Below are 4,861 nucleotides of genomic sequence, written 5' to 3' on the forward strand. Positions count from 1 at the left end.
ATATAAATATTCTTACAGTATGACCTGCTATCATTACGGAATTACTCTAAATAAAACAAATAATTTGTTAGACGCAATGCATTACAATAACCTTGCATTCGAAGGTTTTGCTAAGGAAAGTAATATAGTTAGACAATTGTTTACGCAAGTGCACATTGCAATTGTTTATGGGAGATGCGGTGAATATCAAAAAGCTGAAAGTATTTATTACGAGTTACTAAGAAATAGTGAATATCAATTAAATCAACACCAATTTAGAAATACAGTTATTACAAATATGAGTTGGTTATATATAACACAAAAAAAATTTAAAGAAGCGCTTGAATTGATATGTATGAAATCAGAAATTGAATATACTGACTTTGACTATTTTCATTTAACCTATTGTTACTATGAGGCAGATGATTTTGATTTATTGAATAAGACTATAAAGAAAGCAAAAATCGTAGTAAATAAAGAAAGCAAAGTATACAATCTAATAAACATTCTTGATTTCATTATCGAAACAAATGATGGTGATAAAATCATAAAAAAACTTGAAGAAGAATACTGTCAAATTCAAACAACAGCAGATTTCGAAATAAAACAATTTTACTTAAACTTAATAGTTGAGTTTTGCGAGAACAAATTAAAGTACAAGAAGGCTTTGGATTACTATAAAATGTTATAAAAAAATAGTGCTTTACTCAAGTTTCATAAATAAACTTTTTTTTGCTTACTCAGTAGATATTTTTGATCGAAATCGTGAAACTAGAACCTGTTGATTTTACTTTTAACGCAATCTACAATTGTAGTATAAAGAAGGGACATAATGAAAAAAATTCTCAAAGGTAATCTAATTTTGTTGTTATTAATATCTTGTTTGGTGGGTAGTCAGCACAACTTGGCGAATAATTACGAATCTAAACCAGATAAAAAGAATATCTGCGTTTATGATGAAAACCATGTAGCAATAAATCAACCTTGTATTGAAAAGAGTTCAAGAATTTATGTTAATTTTCCTGATTAATCTAGTTTTATATAGGTTTAACTAATTAGATAAGAAAGTGAGGAAAAAGAAAATGGAACCTTTTATTTAACTGTTTACAAAATCAATTGTAATTAGTGATTCAAAATTTCATTTAGTTTAGTAAAAAGAGGAGGAAAACAAATGAAGAAAATACTATCACTATTAGTTATAACATTAACTTTTGTAGGTGCAATTTCTGCAGTGTCAGCACAAGAAGGATATATCGAAGATGATATAGTAGCTTACAATTATTGGGATCAAAACAATATTGGAACTTATTGGACTGGTGTTGTAAACAAAGTAGATTACGATCAGTTTGCACCTTGCGTAGGAGCGAAAAATGCTGGGTATACATGCGGTGCAAAGGCTTATCAAAGTCAATACAAAGAGTTTGGATTAGGAGTCAATGCACCACATGTTCATTGCTTACATAGTTCTGAATGGGGAATGCAATATTTAATTGATTAATGAAAAGGAGAAGTGAAAACTTCTCCTCTACACTTTAAGAGGTGCAAATGAAAAAAAATATATTTTACTTATCTATTTTAATTATTTTGATATCGTTTTTATTCGCAATACCAGTAATTGATAAAATTAGTGTTTCGCGAACTTATTCCTATATATCTTCTTACGATGAAGCTGGCTTTGAGCGCGTTGGTGTAATTATTGAAAACAATAATTCTTTACAGAGTGTTGATAACTATACGTACTATTCATTCTTAGATGATTGCGCTATCAAAAATAATCTTGTTATCTATATACTTACTAGTGGTTTTTCAAAGGAAACGAATGATATGCAAAACAACATTTATCTAAGTACAAACGATTTATTTCTAAAAGATCGATTACTTTTATATAGTGGATATGCTGATAACTTGAATGAAAATAATTCTTATACAACTTATAATAATGGAAATTCAAGATTATTATCTTTTAATTACCCTTATCAAACGAGTGTAAGTACAATTCACCATTACAATGAGAAGGGGAAATATATAAATCTTATTAGTGTAAGCGTGACCTTGAAACAAATGTAAGAAATTTTCTACAGGATGTTGCAAATGAGTATGGAGAAATCATTGTTGAATCGCCATACACAAGTAGCAAAAGCACTTTAATAGAGGATGATAGTGAAGCGGCAGCAAATTTGTTTGAAAAAATTGACATCAAATTGAGTATCGATTTAATTTTGATTTTGCTACTGTGTTCAAAAATTTTCTCCTACGGAAGAAAAATATCGCTGTATAAGATTGATGGCACAAAGTCCATAGCAATTTACTTAAAAATATTCTTGATACCATTTATTCAATATATGATGTTAGCTTCCAGTCTCTTTTGTGTAATTATTTTTCTACTATTTAACTCAAATTGGATGTCTTTATATACGATTTTGATTATAACGTTCTTACAGATAGCACAATTTTTTGTTCTAACATTATTTGTATCGATTATAAACTACTTCATTATTGTTTTTACTCCAATAACTAAATCAATAAAAGGTGAGAATAAATTATCTGAGGTACAAACGATTGCTTATTTTGCAAAAACTTTTGCAATATTTATGATTATCCCATTGTTGAGTACGACCCTAATGAATACAAAAGATTTATTTGTTATGTGGAATAGGTATGATAAGGTATTAGCTAGTCTGGAAGGATATTATACATTTGGAGTACAAGGCGCATCTAGTAAGTATTCAAGTGATATAGGAAACGATAATTACATCGCATTGCGTGACTTCTTAGCTAATGACGGTAATTTATTTGAGAGCTTTAAAGCATTTTTTATTGATGATATTGCTCAATTTGACCCAAGGATTAAGGATGAATATTACGCAGTTGATAAATTTTATCTTCAAAAAAATGATTTAATTAGTCAGTGTGATCTTGAAGAAATATGCGTGTTTATATATGATAAATCTACATATGATTTAACAAATATTGATAAAAAAATCCGTAATATGCTTCGTGAAGAAGTTCCTATTAATATTATTAGTTATTCAAATAAATTACGTACATTTGAGACGAAGGATTTGTTTTATTCGGATTACATGAGTGATTTACCACTAATCTACTTACCTGAAGAAAAGAATTTAGAGGGACAACTTAACAATTCAATACTTTATTTTGATGGAAATTTAGAAGATGTTCAAGAATATGTAGATTCTAAATTTATAGAATTCGGATATTCGCCTATGTTTAATATGAGTCCAATGAAAATCATGTTTGAAAGGCAGTTCAAACTATATGAGAACTTGAATATTAAAGGATTTTATGATTTCCTTATCCTTCTTGTTGCGTATATTCTTACTAATAGATTACTAATCGATATGGACATAGATAACAATAGGAAGAGATACATTATTGCACGATGTGAAGGTTTGAATCCATATAGTTTTGTTACTTATTTTATAAAAATAGTTTCTCCAACATGTATTGCTTTTACACTTAATGTAATCATGCGTCGATTACCATTAAATTCAAACATAGTTCTTGTTCTGATTATGCTAACACTAATTGAAATAGCGTTATATGGAATGTTTAAATACAAATTAAACAATGTAAGGAGATTTAAATGAAAATTGAAATAAAAAATCTAAATAAAAATTTTGGAAATCATGTGCTATTTGATAACTTAAATCTAGAAATTGAATCTAATAAAGTAACATGTATTTATGGAAAAAGTGGTTGTGGTAAAACAACAATAATTGATATAATTGGATTAATAGAGAAATTTAATAGTGGAACTGTTTTATACGATGGTATAGCGATTAAAGGCAAGAATGATGTTCGTAATATGTTACGTGAAAAAATTGGATTCATTTTTCAAGACTTTGGATTAATTGAAAATGAAACAGTATATCAAAATATGAAGATGGTATATAAAGTACGAAAATTAAAGGATCAGAGAACAACGATTGATAACTTACTTCATGACCTTAATCTAGAAAATATGTTGGACAGAAAAGTCTTTGAATTATCAGGTGGTGAACAACAGAGAGTTGCAATTGCTAAGACAATCTTAAAGAATCCCGATATTATCCTTGCTGATGAACCAACTGCTTCTCTTGATACAGAAAACAAAAAAATTGTATTAACAATGCTAAGAGATTTTGTAGATAGTGGTAAAACTGTAATTATTGTTAGTCATGATTCTGAAATACTTGAGTATGCTGATATTATTATAGATTTAGCGGAGGTCAAAAAGCGATATGAGCAAACTGTTTAAGATATTGTGTGTATTATTGATTGTTGGGTGTCAAAAGAAAATTGATACTCACGAAAAACCTACATTTGATTTAAATCTTAACCCAGATGGAAAAGCTATATCAGGGACTTATGAAAAACAAGACATAGAAAGTTCTGAAAGTGAGAATCAGTTAGTAGCCAAAAATTTTAACTACAAAGATTTGCATATAACTCAACAAGAAACGTATTTCTTCTTGGATAATAATCCCTGTATATTTGATACTTACTTTATGGGTGTTCTCACCGCAGTTGAGAATAACGATAGATATATCTTAGAGATTAGTAGTCATTGTATGGAACGTGATTTGCATAACCGTACAAATGGAGGAGTAGTCCAATTAAATCGTGATGATATACTATTCGAGGGACTAGATAATGCAGAGTTTTTTGACTTAGTCAAAATATATTATGAATTTCCTAGTGATTTTGAACCAACCAGTTATTTAGACTATTTGAATTACGCAACAAAAATTGAGGTAGCAGAGTAGAGTTGATTTCAATAAATGTAAAGTGAAGAAAAACTCAGAACAAATTAAAGGGAGGTATTTATATGGTATTCAATGAAATTTTAAAAGTAATAACGTTTCTCCTCATTGTTTTCGAT

Annotated in this window: 7 protein-coding genes; all 7 read left to right on the forward strand. The window is 28.5% G+C overall.

From position 1 onward, the window contains the following. The coding region (locus tag RR643_RS11165; RefSeq protein ID WP_332483262.1) for a tetratricopeptide repeat protein at positions 1 to 670 on the forward strand (670 nt) is incomplete at its 5' end. Between the two features lie 141 nt (positions 671 to 811). Further along, the gene (locus tag RR643_RS11170; RefSeq protein ID WP_332483263.1) at positions 812 to 1,009 is read left to right on the forward strand and encodes a hypothetical protein; all 198 of its coding nucleotides are present in this window, start codon (positions 812 to 814) and stop codon (positions 1,007 to 1,009) included. Positions 1,010 to 1,150: 141 nt separating this feature from the next. Continuing rightward, on the forward strand, positions 1,151 to 1,477 hold the full coding sequence (locus tag RR643_RS11175; RefSeq protein WP_332483264.1) for a hypothetical protein: 327 nt from the start codon (positions 1,151 to 1,153) through the stop codon (positions 1,475 to 1,477). Between the two features lie 47 nt (positions 1,478 to 1,524). After that, positions 1,525 to 2,046, forward strand: a complete 522-nt coding sequence (locus tag RR643_RS11180) for a hypothetical protein (protein WP_332483265.1) — start codon at positions 1,525 to 1,527, stop codon at positions 2,044 to 2,046. 554 nt (positions 2,047 to 2,600) lie between these two features. Next, positions 2,601 to 3,587, forward strand: coding sequence for a hypothetical protein (locus tag RR643_RS11185; protein ID WP_332483266.1), 987 nt, complete (start codon positions 2,601 to 2,603; stop codon positions 3,585 to 3,587). Next, positions 3,584 to 4,237: an ATP-binding cassette domain-containing protein gene (locus RR643_RS11190; RefSeq protein WP_332483267.1), complete on the forward strand. Its 654-nt coding sequence runs from the start codon at positions 3,584 to 3,586 to the stop codon at positions 4,235 to 4,237. Before RR643_RS11185 ends, RR643_RS11190 begins: the two co-directional genes overlap by 4 nt. Continuing rightward, complete coding sequence (locus tag RR643_RS11195) at positions 4,221 to 4,745, forward strand: hypothetical protein (protein ID WP_332483268.1); 525 nt, start codon at positions 4,221 to 4,223, stop codon at positions 4,743 to 4,745. The genes RR643_RS11190 and RR643_RS11195 overlap by 17 nt, the downstream gene beginning before the upstream one ends. Positions 4,746 to 4,861: the final 116 nt, after the last annotated feature.

It is taken from the genome of Anaerorhabdus sp., from assembly GCF_036637135.1.
Taxonomy (GTDB): Bacteria; Bacillota_I; Bacilli_A; order Erysipelotrichales; family Erysipelotrichaceae; genus Anaerorhabdus.